This window comes from Paenibacillus sp. GCM10023252 (assembly GCF_042653305.1).
Lineage (GTDB): Bacteria > Bacillota > Bacilli > Paenibacillales > Paenibacillaceae > Pristimantibacillus.
Genome location: NZ_JBHSHW010000030.1, coordinates 129,996 through 156,500, shown reverse-complemented (window position 1 = coordinate 156,500; position 26,505 = coordinate 129,996). Strand labels below are relative to the sequence as shown.

At 53.1% G+C, this 26,505-nt stretch carries 14 protein-coding genes; 2 read left to right on the top strand and 12 right to left on the bottom strand.

Features of this window, described 5'->3' with window-relative positions; genetic code table 11:
• Positions 1-77 precede the first annotated feature (77 nt).
• From ACFO9Q_RS18580 to ACFO9Q_RS18570, 3 genes are all read right to left on the bottom strand, one after another.
• Positions 78-1,709, bottom strand: coding sequence for an extracellular solute-binding protein (locus tag ACFO9Q_RS18580; RefSeq protein WP_379184851.1), 1,632 nt, complete (start codon positions 1,707-1,709; stop codon positions 78-80).
• A gap of 83 nt (positions 1,710-1,792) precedes the next feature.
• Positions 1,793-2,698 (bottom strand): carbohydrate ABC transporter permease, encoded by a 906-nt coding sequence (locus ACFO9Q_RS18575; RefSeq protein WP_379184849.1) that lies wholly within the window; start codon positions 2,696-2,698, stop codon positions 1,793-1,795.
• A gap of 39 nt (positions 2,699-2,737) precedes the next feature.
• A complete protein-coding gene (locus ACFO9Q_RS18570; RefSeq protein WP_379184846.1) occupies positions 2,738-3,667 on the bottom strand; it encodes an ABC transporter permease in 930 nt (309 codons plus the stop codon).
• Between the two features lie 190 nt (positions 3,668-3,857).
• Between ACFO9Q_RS18570 and ACFO9Q_RS18565 the strand changes: the two genes are divergently transcribed.
• Together ACFO9Q_RS18565 and ACFO9Q_RS18560 are read left to right on the top strand one after the other, a co-directional pair.
• Positions 3,858-4,232, top strand: a complete 375-nt coding sequence (locus ACFO9Q_RS18565; protein WP_379184844.1) for a hypothetical protein — start codon at positions 3,858-3,860, stop codon at positions 4,230-4,232.
• Entirely contained in the window at positions 4,229-4,576 is a 348-nt protein-coding gene (locus tag ACFO9Q_RS18560; RefSeq protein ID WP_379184842.1) for a hypothetical protein, read from the top strand. Before ACFO9Q_RS18565 ends, ACFO9Q_RS18560 begins: the two co-directional genes overlap by 4 nt.
• A 149-nt stretch (positions 4,577-4,725) precedes the next feature.
• Here the strand turns inward: ACFO9Q_RS18560 and ACFO9Q_RS18555 are convergent, their stop codons facing one another.
• From ACFO9Q_RS18555 to ACFO9Q_RS18515, 9 genes are all read right to left on the bottom strand, one after another.
• Complete coding sequence (locus tag ACFO9Q_RS18555; RefSeq protein WP_379184840.1) at positions 4,726-6,282, bottom strand: ABC transporter substrate-binding protein; 1,557 nt, start codon at positions 6,280-6,282, stop codon at positions 4,726-4,728.
• Positions 6,283-6,453: 171 nt separating this feature from the next.
• Complete coding sequence (locus ACFO9Q_RS18550; protein ID WP_379184838.1) at positions 6,454-7,344, bottom strand: carbohydrate ABC transporter permease; 891 nt, start codon at positions 7,342-7,344, stop codon at positions 6,454-6,456.
• A 19-nt stretch (positions 7,345-7,363) separates the two neighbouring features.
• Positions 7,364-8,224, bottom strand: a complete 861-nt coding sequence (locus ACFO9Q_RS18545) for an ABC transporter permease subunit (RefSeq protein ID WP_379185017.1) — start codon at positions 8,222-8,224, stop codon at positions 7,364-7,366.
• A gap of 269 nt (positions 8,225-8,493) precedes the next feature.
• Positions 8,494-12,111, bottom strand: coding sequence for a right-handed parallel beta-helix repeat-containing protein (locus tag ACFO9Q_RS18540; RefSeq protein WP_379184836.1), 3,618 nt, complete (start codon positions 12,109-12,111; stop codon positions 8,494-8,496).
• Positions 12,112-12,392: 281 nt separating this feature from the next.
• Positions 12,393-18,869 carry an S-layer homology domain-containing protein gene (locus tag ACFO9Q_RS18535; protein WP_379184834.1) on the bottom strand — a complete coding sequence of 2,159 codons (6,477 nt, stop codon included), beginning with the start codon at positions 18,867-18,869 and terminating at the stop codon, positions 12,393-12,395.
• A gap of 234 nt (positions 18,870-19,103) precedes the next feature.
• Entirely contained in the window at positions 19,104-21,437 is a 2,334-nt protein-coding gene (locus ACFO9Q_RS18530; RefSeq protein WP_379184832.1) for a helix-turn-helix domain-containing protein, read from the bottom strand.
• A 265-nt stretch (positions 21,438-21,702) separates the two neighbouring features.
• Positions 21,703-23,283: a sialate O-acetylesterase gene (locus ACFO9Q_RS18525; protein ID WP_379184830.1), complete on the bottom strand. Its 1,581-nt coding sequence runs from the start codon at positions 23,281-23,283 to the stop codon at positions 21,703-21,705.
• A gap of 7 nt (positions 23,284-23,290) precedes the next feature.
• Entirely contained in the window at positions 23,291-25,402 is a 2,112-nt protein-coding gene (locus ACFO9Q_RS18520) for an alpha-galactosidase (protein ID WP_379184828.1), read from the bottom strand.
• Positions 25,403-25,404: 2 nt separating this feature from the next.
• The gene (locus ACFO9Q_RS18515; RefSeq protein WP_379184826.1) at positions 25,405-26,370 is read right to left on the bottom strand and encodes a zinc-dependent alcohol dehydrogenase; all 966 of its coding nucleotides are present in this window, start codon (positions 26,368-26,370) and stop codon (positions 25,405-25,407) included.
• Between the last annotated feature and the right edge of the window lie 135 nt (positions 26,371-26,505).

Below are 26,505 nucleotides of genomic sequence, written 5' to 3'. Positions count from 1 at the left end.
TTTATCTTCCCCGCGCCTATTTTGATATATCTGAGATTATAAGCTTAAGCCTATTTGCCAGCCAGCTTAGCCACGTTTTATTGCCACATCTTCGTTTTGTAAGCCAGCAGCTTTTCATAGCCTTGTGCGTTCGCTTCTGCTTCTGCTTTTTTCAAGACAGCAACGACTTCATCATCGCTTTTTGCGAACAGCGCTTGTGCGAAGTATTTCTTGAAGATATCATCTACAGCTGTCTTAGCGATACCTTCTTCGGAATCACCGCTCGGATTAAGGTTAACGAACGGCGTTAGATCCTTAGAGGTTTTCCAAGTGATGGTGGATTGCATCGTATTCGTCCACTGACGCTGCTCCGGCTTCATTTTCTGTTCCAAGCTCATCTTCATCGTATCCAGATAAGTTGTATTACCTGTAAGCATAACAGCCCCGAGCTTCTCCTTATCCTTGTCTGCTTGCGGTGTGCTGAACCAAGTGTCATTCAACTTAGGATATTCATTCTCATCCAGCTCAGACCAGTACTTGCCCTTCGGACCGTAGAATACCGTTGACGTTCCTTCAGGACCTGTCAGCCAATCGAGATAGGCGAAGATTCCTTCCGGATTCTCGGCAGCCGTCGTAATGACGTTAACGTTCCAGCCCAGCTTGTTGAAGGTGTTCGGATAGATCTTGTTCTTGTCCAGACCCGCCTTGTGCAGCGGCCAGATTACATCATATCCGCTGTCTGGGTCAGCCGCACGCATCGTGTTGTTCGCTTCTGCAACAGATGGCTCCAGCACAGAGTAGCTTACATAGACAGCCACGCGGCCAGCTTTAATTTTCTCCGTAATCTGCTCCTTCTTCTGCGTAAGCGTATCTTGCGTAATCAGCTTCTCACGGAACAGCTTGGAGCTGTACTGCATTGTCTCCACGAACGTTGGATCAGAGAAGAGGGACACGAACTTATCTCCGCTCGGTACTCCGCGCTCACCAATCCATGTCGTCACATAATCTTCAGCGAATCCGGATGCCAGAATATTAACCCCTTGACCTTCCACATCGGTCTCCAGAGGCACGACATTCGGATACTTCTCCTTCACCGACTTCAGGTATGCGTACAAGTCATCGAACGTCACCAGCTTAGGAGAGCCCAGCTCCTTGTAGATCTTACGGTTAATCAAGTAGCCTGCATTGCCGTTAGGCGTTGTCGTATACCAGTTCGGGAACTGATACAGCTTGCCGTCTGAGGAGCGAAGCATGTTCAGTGTCTCTTCGCCGGCCCACTTCTTCAGATTCGGATACTTATCCAGATACTCATCGAATGCTACGAGCTTACCTGCCGTTACGAGCTTCTCAACATCAGCTCCGCGGTCTAGCATGATGACGTCCGGCAGGTCATCGCCAGCGAGCATCGTGCTCATCTTCTGCTGCGCAGCTCCGCCCGATTGAATCGGCTCAACGGTAATCTTCATCTCATCTCGCAGCCATTGTGAAGGAATATCTTCACCCCAAGGCGCTGTCGTCATCCAGTCATAATTGCCATAGAAGCTGAAGTTAAGCGGCTGGCTGCCAAGGGTGAACGCAGCAGATTGCTCCGTGCCTTCCTTGCCGCCATTGTTCGTTCCTCCATTATTAGCCGGAGTATTCTTATCATTGCTGTTGCTGCAAGCTGTCAATGTTGCTGTTGCGGTGAGTAATAGAACTAGTACAGATCCGACCACTTTTTTTGCTCTCATGCCATGTAACCCCTCTCATTATTGTCTATATAGATAGGCTCAGGCGGAGTCCTGTACGGACGCGAACGCCGCCTGAAGCCAGTCTAGCCCTTAAGCGAACCAACCAGCACACCCTTGACGAAGTACTTCTGCAGGAATGGATACACTAAGATGATAGGCAAGGTCGCCACGATCATGGTTGCCATACTGAGTGACTTGCTCGTCACACTAGCTGCACGGTTCGCTGCGTCGATTGCCGATGCATTACCGCCTGTCTGAGCAGCCAGCATCTCCGTAGCTAGATTCGAATTAAGAATCTGCTGAAGTATGGACGAGATGGGCAGCAGGTCCATCTTGTTAATGAAGATGGTCGCTGTGAACCAATCATTCCAATGGTAGATGGCCGTGAAAAGAGACAAGGTGGCGAATACGGGACCCGATACCGGAACGACAATTCGGACGAAGGTACCGAAGTTGCTGCAGCCGTCAATTCTAGCCGATTCTTCAAGACCGTCGGGCAGCTCCATGAAGAAGGTTCGGAATATAATCATATTCCATACCGATATAATCGTTGGAATCACGAGTACCCAGAACGTGTTGTTGAGGTGCAGCTCACGGTTAAGCATGAAGAATGGAATTAATCCTCCGCTGAAGAACATCGTAACCACACAGTACATCATGTAGCCTTTTTTGAACAAAATATTGCTCTTAGACAAGCCGTAAGCCAGCATAGAGGTGAATACGATGGATAGCACGGTTCCTGTAACCACTCGAAGGACCGACACTAGAAATCCGTGAGTCAGTCTGCCATCGCCGAACACCAGCTTATAATTCTCTGTGGTGAACTCTCTCGGCCAGAAGGTAACGCCGCCGAATGCGGTGTCCGAGCCTGAATTGAAGGAGATGACGATTGCATTCCAGAACGGATATAGGGTAACGAAGCCTAGAAGGCTGAGCAGGAGATAGATGACGACTTGGAAGCTCTTCTCACCGCGGCTTAACTTCATCATGTAGACAACCCTCAATTCCTCGTAATGACGATTAGTAGACTACCACAAGCTATGGCCGAATCTCCGTGCAAGCTGGTTCGCTGACACGAGCAGCCCTACGCTGAGCACCGCCTTGAACAGTCCAACCGCTGCCGCATAGGAGAAGCGCTGATTCTGAATACCTGTACGATACACATAAGTGTCGATGACATCCGAGACGTCTCGGACGATCGCATTCGCGCCATTGTTCGTCAGGATGAGGATATCCTCGAACCCTGCATTCAAGATGTTGCCGACGGCAAGAATCATGAAGATCAGGATGACAGGCAGGATGCTTGGCAGCGTAACTGAGAACATCTGCCGGAACTTGCTCGCTCCATCCATCGCAGCCGCTTCATACAGATGCGGGTCAATGCTCGCAATAGCTGCAAGGTAGACAATGGACGCGAATCCGATCTCCTTCCACACATTGGCCGAGATGAGAATACCCCAGAAGTAGCTTGGCTCCGACAACCAGTTGATCGGCTCATCAATCATCCCAAGCTTCATGAGCAGGATATTCACACTTCCGTTATCTACGGACAGCAACGAGATCGTGAACCCGCCGACGACGACCCAAGAGATGAAGTGAGGGAGGTAACTAACCGTCTGTATTAATCGCTTGAAGAACATCTTCCCTACCTCATTCAGCATGAGTGCCAGAACGATCGGTGCCGGGAAGGAGATGAACAGCTTAAGCATACTGACAACAATGGTATTCCTCATAATCTTCCAGAAATCCGGAGAATCGAAGAACATGCGGAAGTGCTTCGTGCCCACCCAAGGGCTGTCTCCGAACCCGCGGAACAGGTTGTAATCCTGGAAGGCCATGAGAACTCCGTACATCGGGATGTAGCTGAATACGAAAATAAGCAGTATACCCGGGAGCATCATAAGCTGAATATCCCATTCTCCGCGTAAGCGCTTCAGCAATTGTCCGGCTAATCTCATAGGATGTCCCCTCTCTTCCTTGTCTCTGTTGTATAGCTTCATCATACGCCTGGACCTATTCCAGCTCAATCCACGAGCTCAACGAAAACTACACCGGTGCAACGGAGTTGGGAGGAAGAGGATGATTACAGTTGCGCTCTAAATTATGTTATGATTTTCACTGCGTACAAAAAAGAAATGAGGAAACGAAATGAACGAGTTGCAACGCACGCTAAACGAATCAATGGAATCAGGTTCTTACCAAACGAATCCTGTCATGAATTTGATTATCGATGATGATGCCAACTATCATGCTGTGCTTGTCATTGTCGGCAGTTGTATCGTGCTCGCATTTGCATGGCTGAGTATTTATTTTTGGATTAGGTTCAAACAAACGTCTAAGACCAATGAATTGAGATGGGGCTTTGAAAGAAAAGTATACTTTTCCTTTGGGATGTTAAGCAGCACGGTCGCCTTATTCATGATGCTGATTGTCGCTGCAAATGTATCCAATGTGTTAAACCCCGTACATGGCTTTTCATTATTTGTTGAGTTATTTTTTTCTATGAAAGGAGTACCAATATGAACGATCAACGCCATAGCTTCAGTGAGTGGGTAAAGTCCGGCAGTGAAAACATACCACCCGATATTAGAGAAGGTATTCATGGACGGTTTGAGTTTCATAGCACAAAAGCTATAGTCTGCGGAGTCTTACTCCTATTGTTCGTGATGCTGAGTAAAAGGATCTGGACTGCACTCATTAAAAAATCTCGAGTAGCTCCTATAAAATGGACATTCAAAGAACGAGCATATCTGGTATGTGGAGTCGCTACGGTTGCTCTATCTCTACTCATGATGATCATCGTCGCAGCAAATATGCAAGGCGCAATTGCCCCACTATCGACCTATCTGCTCGGCTTGATGCAATAACAGCAGTTACCACCGATTGCTAGATGCCGAACAGCCCTCATCATGATGACATGGCGGGGGCTATTCGGCGTTAATGAAAAAGGCGATTCAAAATGCCGGAGCATTCTGAAACGCCTATATTCATTATTATGCGAGCTAGAGCTTCAGCTCTACTTCTGCGCAGCCAGCCACTCGTCCAGCTGCTTCTGCTTCTCCGCAATAATCTTGTCTGCTCCAGCCTTCTTCAGCTTGTCTAGGAACTTCGGATACTGCTTATCAATATCTACGACACCAAGCTCCAGATGGTCGAATTCCTTCATGACCGCAGCAACCTGGGCAGCCTCTGTCTTGATCGGCTCTGGATTGAAGTTGAATCCGAGCAGCGGGGATACCTCTGCAGAGTTGTTGATCTCCTCCGTCTTCTCCCAGTTGCCGACATCTCCCTTGGAACGATAGTACGCGTTGAATTGATTGCCGAAGATCCAGTCCGTATTCGGACCGTAGCCGCTGTCGGCAATCGCTTCGGCTACTTGACCATCAACCAGCTTGTAGTGCTTGCCTTCGATACCGAAGCACATCAGATTGTACAATTCCTTATCTGTGTTAAGCAGCTCGATGAGCATAGCCGCCCGCTCTGGATTCTTGGACGTGCGAGAGATGGCGGTCAGAGTAGCCGTCGTTGAAGTGATCGTCGCCTTAGTTAACGGAATATACGTGAAGTCTTGAGCGAAGCGATTCTTCTCCTCCGACGCGACACCCGGCTTAATCGGCTTGCCCAGCATGGACGCGAAGCCGCCTGCCTTCATCTTAGGTGTATTGTCAATGTTAGGCAGGAAGTCGTCGAAGAAGAGGTAGCCCTTCTTGAACCAGCCATTCGTCATAGCCATCCAGTCCTTGAATGCTTGGGATTCATATTGGTTAACGACCTTCAATTCATCCGTCGCCTCGCTTGATACCCAGCCAGGCAAGCTAGTATCACCAATTGCGTCCATATTCGAATACCCAGGGTCACGGCTGAAGTTCAGCTCATAGATCGGGTGAACCTTGCCGCCCTCTCCCTTAATGACTTGCTCATAGAAGGGCTCCATATCGTTGTACCTCTTCACGCTGTTAGGATCCAGCTTATACTTCTCAGCTAAGTCCGTACGCACAGCTACACCGGTTGGCATGGCCATAATCTGCTTATTAATGGAACCATAGATCTTGCCATTCACACGGGTACCATCCCACAGCTTGTCAGTGAAGGAGCTCTTCACAGTAGGAGCGTACTTGTCCAGCAGGTCATCCATGGGCAGGAAGGCATTCTTCGCTACGCTCGTGTAGTAGCTGTTCGGCAGCCAGGCCGCTGTGAACACGAGGTCGAACGGATCACCCGCTGCTGACATCACGTTGACCTTCTGAGCGAAGTTATCCCAAGTAAGCGGATACAGCTTCACGGTAGCGTTGATCTTCTCCTTCGTAATCTTGTTCACTTCCGCTTGCACGGCTGCTACATCCGTCTGCTCGGAGAAGGTCAGGTAGTAGTAGCTGAGCTCTACTTCCTTCAGAGGCTCTGTTGACGGCTCTGGTGAAGCGCTGTTCTCTGACTCGCTGCCTTGATTGCCATTGCTGGCTGTTCCATTCCCATTGTTCGACGAGCATGCACTGAGCAGCAGCGCAAGACTCATCATCATAGCCAGCAGGATTAGTCCTGCCCGTCTTGCTTGTTTCCCTTTTTTTGCAGCCATTTGCTGAAGCCTCCCCTAACATTCTTAGATATGCGATGGTTGCTCTCTGGCATCCACAACCCGACTATAAGGGAGCGAAGCCGTCGCTGCCTACAGCAAAAAATAGCTTTTTGCTGCAATACTATGCTTCAGAATCCCGCTCCCAGCAACAAAATCAGGCGAATGCTGCGGTTACCCCTTAAGCGCTCCAACCGTTAAGCCGCGAACGAAATATTTCTGGAAAAACACATAAACAAATACGATAGGTCCAATCGCAACAATAGCGGTTGCCATGCGAATGGTCAAGGCCGGCAGCTGTGCCCCGGTTGTCATTGGCAGCATTTTCATCGACTCCACGCTTGAAATTAAGTTGAATAGGAGCAGCTGCAGCGGCCTCAGGTTCAAGTTGTCAATGAAGAGCAGCGCCATCATATATTCGTTCCAGAAGCTCAAGCTATAGAACAAGCCGACCGTAGCCAGCACCGGGGTGGACAGAGGGAGGACAAGCTGGAAGAACAGCCGGTATTCCCCTGCCCCCTCCAGCTTCGCCGATTCCATCACTTCCTCAGGCAGCTGGGAGAAGAAGGTTCGCATGAGGAGAATATAGAAGGGCGTGACCAGCATCGGAACGATGAGTACCGCCAGCGTATCTCTCAAGTGGAAGATCTGGGAGATGACAATATAGTAAGGCACGAGCCCCCCGCTGAACAGCATGGTGAAAAAAACATAAAACGTGAGCGGCCCCTTCAGCTTAAAATACTTGCGGGACAGCGGATAGGCGAGCAATGCATTCACGATAACACTGGCTATCGTACCGACTACGGTTACGAAGATGGTCACCCCATACGCACGAAGGATGGTCTCCGGCTGCTTGAATACATACTCGTATGCAAGCCATGTGAAGTCATGTGGAAGTAAGGAATAGCCAAGTGTAGCCAGCGCTTGTTCCTCAGATAAGGAAGCCGACAGGACGACAACTAACGGGATTAGGCAAAACACGCTAAATGCAGCAAGGCAACTATACATGATGACTCGGCCTATGCTCCACTTCTTCTTGTACTGCGTCTGTAGTGCTGGCATCATTACGCTCACCTCTGATGAATTAGAATAGGGCACTGTCCGGGTCCAATCGACGAACTAGCAGATTAGAGGCCAGGACGAGGATGAAGCCGACTACTGCTTGGTAGAAGCCCGCTGCAGAAGCCATGCCTACATCGCCGGTTACTCGCAGCGCTCGGAACACATACGTATCGATAACATCGGTCGTAGAGAACAGATTGCCGAAGTTGGTCAAATTGTAGAACATGCCGAAGTCGGCGTAGAAGATCTTGCCGATGCTGAGCAGAGTCAGAATGATGATGAGCGGGCGGATGAGCGGGAGCGTGATATAGGCAATCTGCTGCAGCTTGTTCGCCCCGTCGATACGTGCAGACTCGTAATATTCATTGCTAATGCCCATCATCCCTGCGAGATACATAATAGAACCATACCCTGCTCCCTTCCAGATTGAGATGACCACGAGAAGCGCTGGCCACAGCTCCGCATGGTTGTACCAGCTCACCCCTTGCAAGCCGAAGACACTTAAGAAGCTGTTCACGAATCCCTTGTCCTGCAGGAAGGCAACGGCGAAGTAGCCGACGATTACCCAGGATAGAATATAAGGGAAGAAGAAGGTGGACTGGAAGAAGCTTCCCCACAGCTTGCTGCCCACTTCATTCAGCAGGAGGGCAAGCAGGATGGAGAACAGGGTGCCGCACACGATGAACAAGGCATTGAGGAAGAGGGTATTGTACGTAATTCTCCAGGCGTCAGCAGAGCCGAACAGGAACTCGAAGTTACTGAACCCGACCCATTCGCTCCCTAAGATGCCCTTGTCGAACTGATAATTCTTGAAGGCTACAATAATACCGAACATAGGCAGATAAGAGAAGCAGAATAGCAGGATTAATCCCGGCGCTGCCATGCTGAGCAGCGGGGCGTTACGGTGTATGAGGCTTTTGGAACGAGATTGGCTTGTCACGGACGGTCATCCTCTCTAGTAACTTGAGTTCATAGCGCTAGTATAGTCTGGTTCCTGCAGCTCTCACTAGAAGAAGGAGTGGTGAATTACAAGCGTTAGCGAACATGGAATGGTGTAAAATGTGGCGTAACACAACAAAAGACGGCGATTCGACACAAATGGGCTGTCCCCTCGGCGGTAATTGCCTCAGAGGACAGCCCTCTGTGTAGGTACTAGAGCTTGATGAGCTCTACATCGTCCATGTTGAGCCATTCATTGGCATCGGCTTCCGAATAGAAGCCGAACTCAATCTGTCCATTGGTAACAGGTATGTTCGGTACCGTCACCTGCGTCCAGGCACCTGTTGCGGGTATCGCCGTATTGCGCTCACTTCCTCCGAAGCTCTTCGCGAAGAGAATGGCCGTATTCTGCCCTCCACTGGAACGAACCCATGCCTTCAAGGTGTAGGTACCGTTGCTAACGCTGACGGTCTGTGCGGTTAAGATCGTATACGCACTCGCCTTCCAATGAGCAATCTGATGGGTGCCTCCATGAGCGTCCGCAGCATACTCCGCATAGTCCGCATCATTCGTGCCATCAGGTGTCCACGTATACCAGCCTGTTATGCTCTGGCTGTAAGCACCGTCTGCTTCAAAGCCTGCGTTGGAGAGAGTAATGGACTGGGCGGGCTGTTGAACGGTGATGGTGGTTGATGCCGTCTTCGACGAGCCGTTCCGAGCCGTCGTTGCGGTCAAGGTCGCTTGACCTGGAGACTTCGCAATGACCCTTCCACTCGCATCAACAGAAGCGACAGCAGAGTTGCTGCTGCTGAACGTCGTGATGGGATAGAGATCAACGTAGCCTCCGCCTGCCTGCCACTTCATGCTGAGGACAGCACTGCTTCCTGAACGCATCGTCTGGGAAGGAGCTGTAAGCGTCATTGCCGTGAGGCCGGAGACTCCGTTCCCAACATTCACTCGTATAGACTGACTGTGTCCCGTAGCGCTGTTCGTGACCGTAATCTTAGCCGTTCCGTTATTGACGGCAGTGATAAGGCCGGCGGCACTGACCGTTGCAGCGGCTGTGTTGTCCGATTGGTAAGTCAGGCTGGCAGCTGGCAAGGAATAGCCGAAGCCGTCTCCCGTCTCAGCATGGACAATTAATTGCTCGGTCTTCGTCTTGTCGATCAGCACCATCTCCTTGCCGCTGTGTGAGCTCGCAGTCTTGATTGTTAGATGATGAATTGCTGCGGCGAGACCTGATGGAGACTGTCTGTTCGGCCCAATGAGCTGCAGATCGAACTCATTAGTACCGGCAGCCAGTGCAGTCGATGAATGGATGAGACGGAAGTCCTCCGCTGCCGGGTTCATGAAGGCGGTATAGTCGGTATAGGTCGTATTATTCTGATTAAGAATGCCGTAATCCTCAGCAGGCACCCCAATGCCAGGTGTACTGACGATAACATTGCGGAGCAGCTGATTATACATCGGATCTTCTGTACGATCCGTAAGTACTGTCGCAATCTCGGGATACTTACTCGTCCAAGCGGAGCTTGTATACGGAACTCCGCTTAAGCTGTCTAGCGGTGGTGCATACCCAGTCTTGATGACATTAATAGATGCTGTGGAATCGAAGATTTTGTTATCAGCGATGAGGTTGCTCCTGCCTCCATGAATGAAGACGGCAAGCGAGCATCGCTCGAAGATGTTGCCGACTACCATTGTCCCGCTAATGTAATTATCAAGATAGACAGCAGTAGCCTTGATGCCGGGCCCCTGACCCTCGCCTACGATGTCGTGGAAGTAGTTGTATTGAATCTTGTTGCCCCACATGGAGAAGTCATTGTACGCATAGATGGCTGAAGAGTCATTCGTCTCCTTCACCACATCGTAGATCTCATTGTACTCTATTATGTTGTCATTGCCTGAGAATTGAATGGCCTGATGCGGCGAATCGTGGATGAGATTATGCGTTACCTTATTACCAACACCGCCAAGCTGTACGGCAGGGGTGTAGGTGCGTGTGATCTGTGAGAACTTGTGAATATGATTGTCCGACACAAGATGTCCTGCAGCTGTTAGTGTGCTGCGGTCTCCTCCGCTGACATCCACCCCGCCTTGTCCGAGCTCTGTCATCTCGTTATTCGTGACCGAATGACTGGTGCCTCCGGCAAGTGTAACGGCGTACAATCCGGTCGAGCGGAACAGATTGCCTGTAACCTGAATATGACTGCCTCCTGTGACGGTCATTCCCTTGCCTCTCGTTCCTTCAAGTGTCATTCCCCTCCAGATGACATGAGAGGTGCTGTTCAAGCTAATCATATCGTCGGTAAGCTGGGTGAACAGCACTTCACTCTGCGCGAGACTTGTGAGCGGATAATAATACAGCATGCCAGATGAGCGGTCGAGATACCACTCCCCCGGGGTATCGAGCTCCTCCAGAATATTGTAATAATAATAACGCTGTCCTGCAGTGATGGGTGCCCAAGTCTTCTGAGCGGCTGTAATCTTCTTCGCACCTGTGTCGATACTGCTTATACGGAGATTATGAATGGCGTAATCGTACGCCCAATAACCGTTCATCCACACGTCGGTAATCTGCGACCAGCCAGATGGTCTCGCATCGGCATAGCCGAAGGTTGGCCCCCGATCGACATTCTGCCCGAACTCCAGCGATCCTCCCGCATCATAGATCTGTCCAGTGAGTACGAATCCTGTATTCGGCCATCTGGCCAGAGTCCGAGGCTCGTGGTCTACGATAAGCTGCGGATCGGCCGCTGCAGTAGGGAAGCCGAAGCCGTATTGCTGCAGCGATCCGTAGTTGGTGACGCCTTGTGCAGACAGACTGACCACCTTAACATACGGTCTTGCCGCTGATGGAATGCGGGTAATAGCTGCTTGATCGGATACAGCTGTGAAGGAAGAGCCGCTCAGCTTCGCTCCCCCCAATAGCCTGACCTTCTCTCCTGGATATGAACTGTAGACGACGGGCTTGCCGCTCTCCCCGCTGTCTTGACTGCCGAGTGAGAAGGTCTGCGACAGCGTATAATCTCCCTGCCTGACATAGACGATGACCCCTCCTGCCGGCAGTCCGCTGGAGGACTTGAGCTGTCTGATCTTATTCCTTGCTCCCTCAAGCGTGCGGAACGGACTGGCTATCGTCCCCGTGGCGGTCGTGTCATTGCCGAGCGTTGACACGAACAGCTCTGCAGGGGCTGCGCTTGCCGCAGCATAGGTCAGCTGCACGCTGCCAATTCGGTAGGACCATCTTGGATTAATGGGGCCAGTCAATGTCATCTTGAGATACTTGGTTCCTGCTGGCGGGGTGCTCTTCAGTGTCACATTGGCACGATTCCATCCCCCGCCGAAGTCCATCGTATCCTGCTCGGCTAGCATCTCCTCCTGCCAGGTCACAGCATCTGCTGATGTGTGTATACGGATAGAGGAGAGGGCATTGCCATAGTAAGTTCGATGATAGTAGACCTTGGCTGTTAGAGCTGATATATGGTCATAGCGGTAGATGAGATAGGGCTCCGTCGCATCGGTAGCGCTGGGTGACTTGACCAGATTGTAGGCATCTGCCGGAGCACTGCCTGTTACCGCAGCGTCCTGCGTCCAATCCTCCGTACTATTGCCGGGGTTAGCGTCAGCGTCGGAGCGGACATAGACCTTACTCCAGTCGGCAAAGGTATCTGTTAGATTGGCTGCGCTTACATAATTAGCGCTGGGAGCTGGCAGGATTAGGCTTAGCAGCATAGCAGCTGCAAGCAGCAGCAGCTTGAACGACTTAGCTAGCTGACCCTGCTTGGAGCGTTGTTGTTGCTTCGTCCATTCGAATGTCCTTGTCCTCATTATTTCATTCCTCCTATAGTGGGCTTCATTCGTTCCTCTGCGCTTCATTCACAAGCCAGTAGAGATTAAGTCAACGGACAGCTGCCCGCCGCAGATCACCTCCTTCATTAGCCGGAACATTAGCCAGACTTCCTGCGATTCATCATGTCAGCCCGCCGCAATGGCCTTCAATCCTCCTCCCTTCGTTATACACATGACCATAAGCCTGCTGGCCCCCTGCCTTGAGGAAGGGGGCCAGCTCAGCTTATCTGAGCATGGCTCAGTTCATATCCAACTGCTTACTATTGCTCCACAATGAGGATCAGCTCGTAGAGGGCCTTCGCCGCTTGTGCTCTTGTCGTCATCCCTTGAGGATCGAATTGCCCGCCTCCCTTGCCGCTTAAGAGACCAAGGCCGAGAGCCTGGTGGACAGCTTCCTTCGACCAATCCGATAGGCTGTCGCCATCCGTCAGAGAGCGGCTTGCTGCCTCCACTGCAGGGGAATTGCCAGCCAGCTTATACGCTCGAATGAGCATGACCGCCATCTCTTCTCTCGCCACGAGACGGTCCGGCTCGAACTTACCGTGGGAACGGCCTTGAATAATTCCGTTCGCCGCTGCTGCCTCTACGTCCTCGGCATACCAAGCTCCCTCAGCGACGTCTTGGAAGCCTGCTTCACCTGGCACCTTAGACTGAAGACCAAGTACACGGGACAGCATCACCGCGAATTGCGCACGAGTCAGTTCACCGCCTGGACCATATCTACCTTCGTCCATACCTTGAACAATCTGCCGCGCCGACAGCTCCCGAATAGCTTCATAGGCCCAGTGCTGCTTCGGAACATCCGTATAAGCAACTTGAACATCCAGCAGAGCATAGGTGCCGAGCTGCTTCAGCTTCAACTCCACCAGGCTGCCATCTCTTGAAGATCTTCCTCCGGCATACTCCCACCCAGCGGCTGCTTCATTGAATCTGTAGCCTCTCACATGCGAGCTGCTAGAATTACGTTGTTCTTCCTTCATTAGCGGCAGCTCCAGCAGGAGCGGCTCCTCCAGCTTATCCAGACGCAATACTCGGCCGTCTGCGGCAACAACCTTCATATCCACGGTATATACTCCACCCGATGCTTCCACCTTCACATGCTTCTTCTTGAAGCCCTTGCGAAGCAGCCCCGCCGCCTCTGCCTCAGGCAGCCTGGACGTCTCCAGTTGAATACTTCCGTTGGCATCCAACTCCACCAGCTCATTAATAACCTTCGGTGGAATGGTTACCATCAATCCCTGAATAGCGACTTGCAAGCTTCGACTGCCCAGCTTCTGAAGTGCAGCTGCCGTTAATTGAATAAGTGTCTTATGTGCAGGCACGACCACTTGGGCAGCTTCATCCGTCTTCACTGTGATCAGATCGCCGGTCACGAGATATGGCTGGCCTTGTTGTCCCCCCTGACCGCCAGACTCTCCTCCGCCTGTGCCTCCTCCATCCGGTACATCAGGCTTAGCAACCACGCTCACCGTCCTCGTCGCTTGCCCGCGATTACCCGCTAGATCGACAGCCGTGTAGGTTAATACGTATACGCCAACAACGGCTGAATTAACAGAGCCGCTTACTTCCACTTGCAGAGCTCCATCTACATTGTCCATAGCGGAAGCACCGGGGTCCGTGAATACCGCCCCTTGCTCCAATTCAATCGTTCCAGCCCCATTTAATGTAACGACAGGAGCTGTCTGATCCGACCATGGAACGAGATGCTTCAACTCCACCTCTCCAATACGATAAGCCCAGTTAGGCAGAGCATCTCCGCCTGTCATACCTTCCAGCTGCACCTTCAGGAAGCTTGTGCCATCAGGCATTCCCCCGGTCACCTTCACCACTGCGGCTCTCCAGCCGCCGCCCATCTCTTGGTCGCCGGAAGCTTCAACGGGCAGCGCTGCCCAGCCTTCTTCCACTTCAGCAGGCGGTGCCGCTTCGGCCGCAAGACTAAGCTGATCGACGTAGAACGCGTCTCCTCCCTTATAAGCCTTGAAGTACCACACCTTCAGCTTCACCGCTTGGGCAGGTGCCGTTAATACAGCTGTCTTCTCCTCATATGCCGTGCCTTGCGTGAATTCAAGCGTCTTCTCTCCGACCTTGTTATCCGCTGCGTCCAGTGCGCTGACGACGACGATGCCCGTCTGACTGCTGTCGAGGTTCCATGCCGATGCGCTAAGTCGGTAGCTCGTTCCAGGTGTAATCCCCTCGACATACTGCTCAGCACCTCCCCACTCTGAACCAACTCGAGCAGCCTTCACTCCTTCCTTCACATAAGCAGCATCCGTCGTTGCTTCCTCCTGACCGCCCATGATGCTCCAGCTGTCCAGCCCGCTCTCGAATCCTGCATTTGTTAGCAGGTTCACTCCCGTTCCCCCACCCGGAGGAGTCGGTGGAGTCGGCAGCTTCGCCGCTCCATACAGCTTGAGATGTGATATAGGATCACTCACGAAGCTCGTATGGTAGAACACTTTCACCGTGCTTCCAGCAAGGTTGTCATAATGATACACAATAGACGGGTTCACTCCCGCTGCCACATGATCGGCCTTCCGTAGCACGAGCGGAATCCGGCCGAAGACGGCTTCATTCGATGCATCCTCACGGGACCAATCATCCGTCTCGTTCCCGGCAGAGTCTGAGTCGGAATACGAGTGTGCCATCCCTCTGTCGGTGAAGTCATCCACTGTCGTCTCCACACCCGCCTTCCTCAGGAAGGCAATCTCCGACAGCTGCACCGACCACTTGTTGTCATTCAGATTCTCCAGTGAGAATCGAATATACTTCGTTCCTGCAGGGATGTCCCCCTTCGGTGTTACGAACGTGCGTGACCAGCCTCCCGTCAGCGTCACACTAGCTGGGTCTAGCTGAGTCTCCATCCTCGACCAGTCCTTATTGTTACTCGACACGTATACCTTCAGCTTGTTCGCCAGCGTCGTGCGAGACAGCTCATGGTAGAACAGCTTCACAGAGTATGACGTTAGCCCGCTTCTCTCATAGGTGAACCATTCAGATGCAGCCTCGCTGGTCTCCGCCTTGCGTGCAGAGAACATATCCCCCTCAGCTGAAGCATCACCGTTACGGAACTCAATAACCGCACCATCCGAATGCTCCAGCGTGCGACTCCAATCATCGAGCGGATCAATCTCTCGAATCTGATCCGGCGTCTCCTCAGACGGAGTTAGCGGATAGGTCTCCACTTGAACGTTGGATACGTTAGCTTCAGTCGGGTTATAGACATTGCCGGAATAGATGCCTACTCCTGCGAGCATGGTGTTATCCATTTTTTGAACAACGCTGATTGTCCCGTCCTTAATCCATTCTTCTGCTTCATTCTTGTGATACCCGGTATACTTATCCCCTTCGCGTGTCAGCTTCAGCTCTGCAGGCAGCTTAATCTGAACGCCGGTCTCATACCATACATCCGACTTGCCGTACTCTTCGGTGTAGGCGGGATCCTGGCCATCCGTCTTCCGATAGACGAATACCGTACTGCCATTCTGCACACGGTAGACGACATGCCTCGCATCCTCCGCGTCCCCTTCCCGAATCGTAACGCCCGCTGCTGCAATGTCCGACGTCTTCTCTATCGATTCAATCCTGGCACTGACACTCACGCCAACAGACTCCTGATCCTGCAGCTCAACCTGCTTATTCAGGAAGGTGAACTGATCCGGCTTGTTCCATACGTTCGAACCATTGCTGATCAAGGTATAGGATGAATCTGAGCTGTCATACACAGCAGCCCCTTCCGATGCGTACCTCTTCAGCTCCCAGCCTGCCGGCAAGGTCCCGCCTGCCTCATAGACGGAGGCATAGACCGTCTTCTTCACCGTTACTCCGAACAGGGTTACCCCGACATCTATTCTCGCCCGCCCCGGATGAAGGGCATGTACGGTGCCGTCATCATCAATGGTCAGTACATTCGTACCGCGGACATCTGATACCTCGTAGGAGATCTGCTCCGGTGCAAGCACCGGCTCAGAATCATCGTCCAGCTTGGCGGATGCGAGTACCTTGGTTGTACCGCCGACAGGAACAATAGACTGCTCCAGCTGTACCGCCGTCGTCTTAATCGTCCGCTCGAACACCCCCACTTCAATCGTACCGATGGACTCTGCCCCGCCTATGACCGTCTTCGCCGTAATGAGGCTCGTTCCCAGCCCCTTGGCCGTCACGACACCTGCAGCCGCAGACACCTCTGCTACGGCCTCCTCACTGCTCTCGAAGCTGGTCTTATCCCCGGCGTCAACATACAAGCCGCCAGGCGTCTTCCATGATGGGTAGAGCTCCAGCTCCTCTCCCAGCTTAAGCCCCGTCTTCACCGCATTCAGCCGTACAGTCAGATCCGTAGCATCGCCAATGACCTCCACCCAGAGCACGGTCTCCTCACCGGTGGCGTCCACCTTCACCTTGATCTGAGCCTGACCTGTCGCTGCGGCCTCCACCGTTCCTCCATCGTCCACTGCTAGAGTTGAAGGCTGGCTGCTCGTGAAGGTTACCTCATCAGCAGGTACGTCTCGAACACTGCCATCAGCTGCTCTTAGTGATACATGCAGCGTCTCGGAAGCGCCAACCAACAGTACCGCGGCAGCACCGCTTGCGAGCCCCCCGTCAACCCTTGCGGTCAGCTTCGCTTCCCCTTGCCCGCGGCCGAAGGGATAGTCCTTCGTTAGCCCGATTGTGGCCAGCTCCGTCTGTACTAGCCCGTTAGACAGCGCTTCCAGCTGAGGCTTCAGCTGGTAGTCACCATTAGCTGGATCAACGAGCGCATCCGAAGCCAAGGGCAGCTGCGTATTCCAATTCGAGGTCGTCTCGTACGTCAAGAACGCTTCGAACGGCATCTCCATCGCATTGGAATTCAATATTACATTATTCAGGAACTTATTATACTTAGGCAGCTCCGGCTCATCATCCCTGAAGGTCGACAGCTCCGGATACTTGTCCTGCCAGACGGAGCTTGCAATCGGAACAGCGTCCAGCGTCTCCATAGGCACGTCGTAGCCGGTCTTGATGTAGTTCAGCGAATTTTTGCTATCTAGCACTATGTTATCCGTCACCGTATTGGATCGTCCGCCATGTATGAACACCGCCATGTCGACATTGCGGAACAGATTGCCCTGCACATAGCTCCCACTAATATAGTTGTCCAGGTATACTGCAGTAGCCTTAATGCCCGGCCCCTGAGCTTCCCCATAGATATCGTGAAAATAATTATAACTAATCCGGTTACCCCGCATCGTCGGATCGTTATAGGAATAGACCGCACCCGCGTCATTGGTCTCCTGAACGACGTGATGAATATGGTTATAAGCGATGACATGCTCATTGCCCCAGAATACGATGCCCTGATGCGGTGCATCGTTAATCTCGTTATGCTCCGCACGGTTGCCGACCCCCTCCAGCACAATAGCCGGCGTATCGGTCTTCTTCACCTGCGCATAGCGATGAATGTGATTGTTGAAGGCATAATGCTCGCCTGGCGTTAACGTATTGCGATCGCCGCCGCTCAGCGTAATCCCGCCATGCCCAAGACCAGTAATCTCACTGTTCACAACCCCGTGATGGAAGCCGCCGGTAATACGAACGCCCTGCAGCCCCAGCATCGCCATGCGGCAGCTGTCCACTTGCACTTCCGCTCCGCCTTCCACCTCGAAGGCGCTTCCTCTGGATACCTCAAGAGACAGATGCTTGAACTGGACGTGGGAGACGTCCTTCATCTTCACCATCGTCTCCTGCAGCTCGGAGAAGTAGATGTCTGCCCCGGTCAAGTCTCCCTGCGGGTAGACGTACAGCTTGCCCTGCTCCCGATCCACGTACCACTCGCCCGGGACGTCCAGCTCCTCGAGCACATTGTAGTAATAATAGCGCTGGCCAGGCTTCGTTGGCGCCCATGTTCGCTGCTCCCCAGTAATAGAGTTGTTGCCAGGATCAATTCCCTTCACCTTCAGATTGTGCATGGCGTAGTCATACGCCCAGAAGCCCATCATCCATATATCCTCGGATGGCGCCCAGCTCTCCGGACGCTCATCCTCGTACTCGAAGGTAGGACCACGATCGACATCCTGTCCCCAGTTCCAGGATCCCCCTTCATCGAACAACGACTTAATGACGGCGTAACCCTGCGTGTCCCCTGCGCCATCCTGCTCATTAGGCCATCTAGCCAGCGTCGTTCGCTCACCGTCGATGAATAACTCTCCGGTTGTAGGCACGCTCGGGAAGCCGAAGCCGATCTGCTCCAAGCTGCCATAGTCCGTTATCCCATTGGCCTCCAAGTCATAGGAGACAATCTTGCTCTCAGCCTCATCCTGCAGACGACTAAGCACGGCAGGGTCATTGACAGGATGCATATCCGCTCCGCTCAGCTTCACTCCGCCAAGCAGCCTCACCTTCTCACCTGGATACGCCTGATAGATAATTGGCTTGCCAGCCTCTCCTGAATCCGCTTCCAATAGTGAGAAGGAATGATCCAGCTTATAATCGCCGCCTCTTAGGTAGACTGCTGCACCTCCGCTTGGCAATCCGCTTGCCGCCTTCACCGCGCGAATATGATCTCTTGCCGCCTCGAGAGTGCGATACGGGCTGCTCTCCGATCCATCTCCTGTCGAATCATCGCCTGTCAGAGCTACGTATACCTGCTCTTGAGAGGAGCTCCCATACGTATAGCCCTGTACACTGAATAGTTGAACGACCATCGCTAGCAAGAGCATCGCAGCTGCTATTCGTCTCGTTCTTCTCGTTCCTTGCTTCATCATCTTGAATCTCCCTTCCCTCGCCATCGACTAGGAAGGAGGCTTCTACGGCAAGCCCCCTCATCCTGCCCCCACTATAGGACAACTCCATCCATCAGCCAACAACAAAAAGAGTACAATATGTTCAAAACTCGCTATCGGAAGCACAATCGGGCAATAAAAAATAGAGGTCGGCCTTGGCCTCTACCTCTACCTCTATATCTATCTCAGAGTAATGTTCCATAAAAGCAGCTCCGCTTACCCTTCAGCTATATCGTTCAACAGCTTAATCTTGTACTCCGCGAAGGAGACGCCTACTCTTGTCTTGAACAAGCGGTAGAAATAATTCCGATTATCGAACCCTACCCGGTCCATAATCACATTCACATCCCGCTCCCCATCCTGCATCATCCTGACCGCATGCTTCATCCGAACCTCAGTCAGATAATCGGAGATGGATTGTCCTTGCGTCTCTCGGAATACACGGCCAACGTACAGCTTCGACATATTCATCTCTTGTGCAATACTCTCGAGCGATAGGTTCTTATCAGCATAATGGTGCTCCACATAAGCTGCAATGGATTCCGTCAGCATCTTCGTTCGGCTGTTCTTCCCCTCCCCTACAGCATCGCAGATGAGAGTGAACAGCTCCAGGTATTGCCGCTTAACCTCCTCCAAGGTCTCGCAAGCACCCAGCCTGCTCGTGAAGCTGTAGATATCATACTGCTGAGCGGACAGCTTGCTGTTCTCCATCGTTCCTAACGTGTGGAAGATGAAGTACGTCAGCTGGTAGAGAGAGGTGACGCAGTGATCGTAGGTGCCCTGTCCCAGCTCTGTTATGATCTCATCTAGTATCTCTTCGGATTCCTCCTGCTTCCCGTTCACCAGCGCTTCCAGCAGCCTCTTCTTCTTGACGGCAGACAACTCCATGTTACAGGATTGCCTTGCCTCTACTATGCCCCTCTCAATCATCGAACCATGACCGATCAGCAAGCGATGAAGAGACAACTGATGAAGCTCCTGATAGGCAATATGCAGCTCAGATGCTTGCTGGAACAGGGATCCGATGACAACCGTCACTGATAACTTCAGATGCTGGCTGCACCACTCTCCCAGCTTACGAGCAGCTTCCCTGTTCTGGACTTGCTCTTGTTCCAACTCCTCCGCACCTGCCCCGTTCATCATGGCCACGATACGGGTATCGCCCATGTCTACCAGCTCTAGGCCGCTGCGGTCAGCTAATACTTCTCCTGCAGCGTTGCTTAGCGCATAGCGAAGGAGGGCTTGATCCTGGAGGGAATAGTGGGACTGGAAGGCAGTCGCATGGTCGATATGGAAGGAGATGAGCTGCACCGAGCCATCCGGGTCAAGCCTCGCTCCCAGCTGGCGCAGCCGACTCGTCATGAGCTGCTTGTGTGCTTGCTCCTCTAGCAGCAAGCTTCTCATATAGACGTTCTTGCGAGTATCCCTCTCCATCTCCTTCAGCTGCTTAGCACTCGCGAACATGTCGCTGAACAGACCTGACAGATAGGCCGCCTCATCCCGCTGCTCCCGGCCAGACTTGTCATTACCTGTAGCTTCCTTAATTCGGCCGATGAGATGTTCAATCGGCAAGTGAATTCGCTTCATCACGAAGAAGAGGATGAGGATGGTGGCGAGCAGCATGGATACACAGACGAGAATAGTGAGCTGCTTCATCCGCTCCACCTGCCCGACCACTAGCTCGTAGTCCATCGTATGAATGAACTTCCAGCCCGTCAGATCCGATGAGACGTAGGTGACGAGCTTCCTGCTGCCGTCAAGCTCCGCTAGGAAGTGACCCTCCGCTGTCGAAGAGCCCAGCACCTTCCGGACATAGGATTCCTTCGACAGGTCTTCGTTGAACAGCTCGCTGTCCGATCCTCCGACAACTGTGCCCTGCTGATTAATGAGCAAGGTGCTGCCTGTATTCGTGTTCGTCTTGTTGCTTAAGGAGGAGATCAGCTCCGACAGATAGGAGCTCTTCACATTCACGACCACGGCTCCTTGAATTGTGTGGTCATCATCGACAATGTCATAGGCTGCGTAGCTGTATACCCCTTCACGGATCAGCTTGCCTCCTACATTGCGTTCCATTCGCATAGGTACAGGCTTCATCGGCTGCAGGTTGGTATCCTTGTTCACTAGCGCTGGCACGAGCTTGCTCTCCAGCGAATTCTCGGTAAGATTCACGACATATGCCTTCTTCGTGTCTCCGTTGTATACGTATACGGAATGAACGAAGGGATGCATCAGTGCATAATTGTAGATACGATAGCTCTCCTCCCCCCACAGCTCGGGATCCAGCTCCGTCTGATACATAATGGGCTTAATCGAGTTGGAGTTGAATAGGTAGAAGGCGAAGTTGCGCACATTCTCATTCATGAAGTCGGCGCTGTAGCTAATCTGCGACAGTCCCTTAATATTGGAGTCAATGGCGATATCCATCGCTCTGCTCTCGAAGTTGTTATACAGCAGCACCGACATCATGATGAGCACGATGACGATTATAGATGCGATGGTGGTAATCGTTCTGGCGAATAGTCCTCTAGGCATCATCAGTCGTATCAACAAGTGATTCACTCCCGTATCATGTTGGCATCCTCGGGCAGGAATGCTTCATTAATGTTCCTACAGTATACGATGAGCCAGAGCCTCTAGCATAGGTTCAAAATGTAACCCATTCCTTCACAAAGTGAAGAAATAGCGAAAAAGGCGTATCCCTAGAGAGATTCTAGCGGATACACCTGCTTGAACATGAGTGCTCCTGTGTCTACACTCTTCCTCAGCTGTTGCTGCGCTAATGCTGCAGAGATGCTGTGGTCTTCCTGCACCTCACCTAAGCCGGTTCCTCCACCGCTATCCCAGCTCTGAAGGAGCTGGCCGGAAGCCCGGCGCTGTTCCGCAAGGACAGCTCACAGTAGTTGCGCCAACCGTATCGGATGCTGACAGGGTGCTCTACTTGAGAAGCAGACACCTCCACTTGGTTCGCGTAACCATTGCCGATATCGTTACCGCTATCGTTCCCATTACCATTCCTATTCCCAACACCGTTCCCGCCTCTGCGAATGGACGCCTCTGCGGCATAATAGATTCCGTCCGCACCTGCCAGCTCGAATCCATCCAGCCCTTCCTCTGCTCCAAGCAGCCCTCCATATACGTGGGCGAAGGTCACGAGGACCATGCCCTTGTAATCGGCTTCAATGCTACTCGGCACAGGGCTGTTCGCCTCCACCGACTGCCCGTACACGTGCTCGCGAGCGAGCAGTGCCAGACGTTCCCCGATCGGACGCTTGATAATAGGATGAATGTCATTCGGATCCCCACAGTCAATACTAACGGCCATTGCCGTATTAGGCACCCGCTGGCTGACCCCTTGCTGAGCTTCTCTCATGAGCGGCCAATCCTCGCCTGTCGGATTCTCGTTATACCCAGGCAGCTGGACGAAGAGGAAGGGCATGTTCGGAAGCTGCCAGTCTCTGCGCCAGTTCGCGATTAATCCCGTCAGCAGCCGCTCATACAGATGCGCCTTGGCTGTGTCGCTCTCCCCTTGGTAAAATATCGCTCCTCGAACGCTGTACGACACAATCTTCTGCAGCATCGTATGGTAGAGACCGCTCGGGCGAAGGAAGCTGTCCGGCCCGACTGGCGGAGGCCAAGGATAAGCTTCCTTATGCTCATCAAGCACAGGAGACAACTGGTTCCCCAATGCCAGAGCTCTCTCATTGTAGGCATTGACTAGAGCCTGGTAGCTTGCCTTCTGCTGCTCATAGTCCTCAGGACTCTCATAGCTGCTGCAGGTATGCTCATATTCCTGCAAGTAGACAGCCAGCTGCTCATCTTCACGCAGCACCGCCTCCTCTACCCAGCAGGAAGCGGACGTCCCGCCCCAGTTGCAGCCAATAATGCCGATAGGCACTGCCAGCCTCTCATGAAGCTGCTTCGCGAAGTAGTAGGCCACAGCAGAGTAGTCCGGTGCATGTTCAGGAGTGCACGCTCTCCAGCAATCTGCAGCCGGCTCCGCCCCTTCTTCCTCCCATGCCACATGAGGAACGTTATAATACCGAATGGCCGGATAGTGGGCTGCAGCAGCCTCTACGTTCCCGCCCGCTGACTGCTTCAGCGTCCATTCCATATTCGATTGCCCGCCGGCCACCCATACCTCACCGACGACAATATCCTGCACCAGGAGCGCTTCCGCTCCCGACGCCACATGAAGGTCGTAGATGCGGCCGTCCGCCGTGAGGGGAGGCAGCTCCACTGACCAGCTGCCTTCCTGTACGAAGGCAGCTGCCCGCTGATCTCCTATAGTGACCGCCACCTCCGCTCCTTCAGATGCGGTTCCCGCGATGCGAATAGGCTGCCCTTGCTGAATGACCATGCCGTCCCCATAGATTGCATTCAACCGAAGATTGCTCAAGCTCTCCTCATCCTTCCACTCGAGTTAGTCTGAGCAGACAGCTGTCGAAGTCGCCTCGCAGCGGCAAGGTTACTCCCATTGTCTTCCAAGCACTGCCGCTCTTCATCGTACGAGATTGTTCCTCTCGATACAAGGCCTTAGCATCCAATCCATCCAGGCGAATGAGCGGCAGCTCATCCCCGTTGCGATTGCCGAGCAGGAAGCCGAATACGACTGCTTCACGGCCATCCTCGCTGACATACATGACGGAGGAGACGATGCCTTGCCGAGTTGAGCGAAGGCGGTATTGCCGCCCATGCTGCACGATGGGACGAATCACCTTGTACTGAGCGATGTACCCCTTCGCTTCCTCCCGCTCTGCTTCACTCCACTTATGCAGGTCTTCTCCGATCCCGAGCACGCCGGTCATCGCCGAATGGAACCGATACTTCAGCGGCAATCGGCGTCCGTTCATCCAATGCTCCTCGGCTGTCACCCAAGCTTCCATCACCTTCGCGCTGTAGACATGAGAGAATCCCTCTTGAATGCTCAGTCGGTCATAGGCATCCGTATTGTCACTCGTCCATACTTGGTCGAAGTATTGCAGGATTCCCAGGTCGACTCGGCCCCCGCCGCCTGAGCAGGATTGGAAGATAACCTCGGGATGGTTCTCCTTCAGCTGCCTAACCATCTCATACAGCCCTTGCACATGCCGCGTCCAGATCTCCCGGTGCTCCTCTGCAGAGGCATCCGGGTAGCCCGGCTCACTGAAGCCGCGGTTCATATCCCACTTCACGAAGCGGATACGATTGTCCGTCAGCAGCTTGTCGAGGCAGTTGAACAGGTACTCCCGCACATCAGGTCTGGCAAGATTGAGCACACATTGGGTTCTCATCATCGAGCGCTCTCGCGTCGGGTAGTGGTACACCCAATCCGGATGCGCACGGTACAAGTCGCTGTCCGGGTTCACCATCTCCGGCTCCACCCAGATGCCGAACTCCATGCCGAGGCTCTCGACCTTGTCAATGAGCGGCTGCAGGCCGTTAGGGAACTTCTCCGGGTTGACGACCCAATCGCCTAGCCCCGCCTTATCCGTATTGCGGGCGCCGAACCAGCCGTCATCCATGATGAACTGCTCTACTCCGAGCTCCGCCGCAATCTCCGCCAGCTTGCCCTGATCCTCCTCATTGACGTCGAAGGTCGTTGCCTCCCATGAGTTGTACAGCACCTTGCGCAGCTCGCTGCGATGAGGCGCAGGCAGCACAAGCTGCCGCTGGTAGTCATGCAGGCTGCGGCTGGCGCCGCCGAAGCCTTCTGCCGAGCAGCCAAGGACGAGCTTCGGCACGGTGAACGTCGTGCCGCCCTTCAGCTCCCACGCCCAGTCGAAGTCATGAATACCCGCAGTGACGCGCGTCCTGCCCAGCCTGGACTCTGTGGCAATCTTCCAATTGCCGCTATAGGCCAGCGCCCCGTAATAGACAACACCCTGCCGTTCATCAGCGGCTCCGCCTGCATCGAGTGCGAACCACGGATTCGTATGATGGCTCGTTATCCCGCTCCGGCTCTCCATGACGAACTTACCCTCGGGCATATTCATCTGCTGCAGCTGGGTCTCGCCCGCCCACTTGCCTGTTAGGTAAGAGAGACGATAGGATTCCTCCCGAGGCAAGTGAAGCGTTCCGCTCAGCGCCTGCTCGAGGGTGATAGGGCTGCTGCCCAGGTTAGCGAGCCGCACCTCGCGCTCGATTAGATTAAGCCCAGGCAGCACCTGATACAGCAGCTCTACCTGCAGAGGATAGACCTTATCTCTCATGACGATGGTTAACTGATTACCTTCTATAGAGAACAGGTCATACTGCAGCACCACATCGCGGACATGGTCAGCGAAGGTCGCCTTCAGACATGGCTCCGCATAGCGAATGCCGCCCCAAGCCATATATTCCTCCGGGTTCCGATCCTCTGCGCTGTTGAAGGAGCCCCAGCCGTGTCCATCTGCAGCAGGGGGATAATCCGCGTCATAAGGCAGCTTGCTGCCATAATACGCATGGAGGAGATGCCCTCTCTCACTTATACCGAGCACATAGGCGGTAAGGTCCGTCTCCAGCACCCAGCTTCGCGCGTCTTCCTGGTAACGAATCATAACTAGAGTCGGCCTCCCCCAGGGACGACAATACCCTTCAGATATCCGTCAGGCCGCTGGTCCAGTGAGTCGAACGCGAGCTGAATCTCATCTAGAGCGAAGCGGTGGGAGATAATCTCCTCCATGGCGAACACCCCGTTGTTCAGCAGGATGACCGCGCGGCGTTGATCATCCTGCTCATTCACCGAATAACCCGGGTGAGTAGCTCGCACTTCAATGGACTTGCTGATAACCGCCTCCATATCTATGCTTCCAGCAGACTTGTAAGCACTCATGAGAATGAGCCGTCCGCGTCCAGCCTTCAGCAGCCCGATGCAGCTATTAATGACCGCTGTGCTTCCCGTTCCTTCAATAACGAAGTCTGCCATATGACCTCCGGTCACCTCACGGACGATCTCCTCCGCATGATGCACCTTCGCATTAATCGTATGGGTCGCTCCGAACTTCGAAGCAAGCGCAAGCTTGCGGTCATCAATATCGATGACAATTAGACCGCCAAGCAGCTTGCCCGCCAGCGCTTGCACGGCCCATAGTCCCATCGGCCCTGCGCCCATAACTACCCCATAGTCTCCCGCTTCCGGCGCGGCTCCGCGCAGTACCGTCACGATACACTTAAGCGGCTCGCCCAGCGCATGCTCCGGGGATACATGAGGAGCCACGATGAAGGAATTCGCTGCCTTCACCGCCATATAGTCCGAGAATCCGGTCAGGCTGTTCGGCAATCCGGTGACCAGGTCCCCTTCCTTGAAGCCTTGCGTATCCTGGCCGAGGCCAATGACTCTGCCCGACCATTCATGCCCAAGCGGCTGCGGGTTATGCCCCAGCCTTCCATGGAAGTGATTCAGCTCCCATGTGCATAATCCGCAAGCTTCCACCTGAATGAGCAGCTCATCTGCGGCAATATCGACATGAACCTCTTGCAATTCCAGCTTGCCCGGCTCAACCAACATCGCTCTGCGTGACTTCATTCTAATCCATCTCCTTTTGTTGTAAAAACGTTTACTCCGTTCATACTACTTTTAATCTTAAAAATAAGATTAACGCTATTATATAAGATGAGATTGGTAGGTGTAAACGTTTTTACAAATGTGCAAATAAAAAAG

Bases quoted from the DNA above. Each gene is read 5' to 3' on its own strand.
- ACFO9Q_RS18580 (WP_379184851.1), bottom strand. From the start codon at position 1,709: ATGAGAGCAAAAAAAGTGGTCGGATCTGTACTAGTTCTATTACTCACC.
- ACFO9Q_RS18575 (WP_379184849.1), bottom strand. From the start codon at position 2,698: ATGATGAAGTTAAGCCGCGGTGAGAAGAGCTTCCAAGTCGTCATCTAT.
- ACFO9Q_RS18570 (WP_379184846.1), bottom strand. From the start codon at position 3,667: ATGAGATTAGCCGGACAATTGCTGAAGCGCTTACGCGGAGAATGGGAT.
- ACFO9Q_RS18565 (WP_379184844.1), top strand. From the start codon at position 3,858: ATGAACGAGTTGCAACGCACGCTAAACGAATCAATGGAATCAGGTTCT.
- ACFO9Q_RS18560 (WP_379184842.1), top strand. From the start codon at position 4,229: ATGAACGATCAACGCCATAGCTTCAGTGAGTGGGTAAAGTCCGGCAGT.
- ACFO9Q_RS18555 (WP_379184840.1), bottom strand. From the start codon at position 6,282: ATGGCTGCAAAAAAAGGGAAACAAGCAAGACGGGCAGGACTAATCCTG.
- ACFO9Q_RS18550 (WP_379184838.1), bottom strand. From the start codon at position 7,344: ATGATGCCAGCACTACAGACGCAGTACAAGAAGAAGTGGAGCATAGGC.
- ACFO9Q_RS18545 (WP_379185017.1), bottom strand. From the start codon at position 8,224: ATGGCAGCGCCGGGATTAATCCTGCTATTCTGCTTCTCTTATCTGCCT.
- ACFO9Q_RS18540 (WP_379184836.1), bottom strand. From the start codon at position 12,111: ATGAGGACAAGGACATTCGAATGGACGAAGCAACAACAACGCTCCAAG.
- ACFO9Q_RS18535 (WP_379184834.1), bottom strand. From the start codon at position 18,869: ATGATGAAGCAAGGAACGAGAAGAACGAGACGAATAGCAGCTGCGATG.
- ACFO9Q_RS18520 (WP_379184828.1), bottom strand. From the start codon at position 25,402: ATGATTCGTTACCAGGAAGACGCGCGAAGCTGGGTGCTGGAGACGGAC.
- ACFO9Q_RS18515 (WP_379184826.1), bottom strand. From the start codon at position 26,370: ATGAAGTCACGCAGAGCGATGTTGGTTGAGCCGGGCAAGCTGGAATTG.